This window comes from Streptomyces sp. 13-12-16 (genome assembly GCF_002114215.1).
Lineage (GTDB): Bacteria > Actinomycetota > Actinomycetes > Streptomycetales > Streptomycetaceae > Streptomyces.
Genome location: NZ_NCTE01000649.1, coordinates 1 through 671 on the forward strand (window position 1 = coordinate 1; position 671 = coordinate 671).

The 671-nt window shown below is 76.8% G+C and carries 2 protein-coding genes; both read right to left on the bottom strand.

The genetic code is table 11. From position 1 onward, the window contains the following. Nucleotides 1-187: SDR family oxidoreductase (locus B7767_RS24990; RefSeq protein ID WP_143652624.1), on the bottom strand; the 187-nt coding region annotated here is incomplete at its 3' end. Nucleotides 188-202: 15 nt separating this feature from the next. Next, on the bottom strand, nucleotides 203-671 hold a 469-nt coding region (locus B7767_RS24995; protein WP_143652625.1), incomplete at its 5' end, for a zinc-binding dehydrogenase.

A 671-nucleotide genomic window follows, 5' to 3' on the forward strand; every position in this document is an offset into this window, starting at 1 on the left:
CCCCGTCGAGCGCGGACCGCAGGGAGGCGGGGCGGTCCAGGTCGCCGACCGCGGACTCGGCGCCGTCCGGCAGCGCGTCCGCGGCGGCGGGCTTGCGGAGCAGCGCCCGTACCGGCCTGCCGGAACGGGCGAGTGCGGCGACCAGCTCACCGCCGACGTGCCCGGTCGCTCCGGTCACGAGAATCATCGCGTCTCCTTGCGTTCAGGCGGTGTCGAGGACGAGCCGGCCGCGGACGTGGCCCTGCTCGCCGAGCGCGTGGGCCTCGGCCGCCTCGTCGAGCCGGAACACCCGCTCCACCGAGGGCCGCAGCCGCCCGGCCGCCAGCAGCGGGACGATCCGGTCGCCGAGCAGCGCGGCGTCCGGACGCACGTACGTGAATCCGGCGCGCACACCGCGCTGTTCGGCGGCCTCGCGGTGCTCGGGGCCCTCACCCTTGAGCGTGACGACGATCCCGCCCGGCCGGACGACGTCGAGCAGCCGGAAGAACTCCGCGCCGCCCACCGGGTCCACGGCCACGTCGACGTCCTTCACCTCGCGGACCATGTCGTGGCTGATGACGTCCGCGGCGCCCAGGCCCCGGACGAACTCCCGGTTGCGGGCCGAGGCGGTGCCGATGACCTCGGCGCCCGCGTCCGCCGCGAGCTGCACCGCGACGTGCCCCACGCCGCCC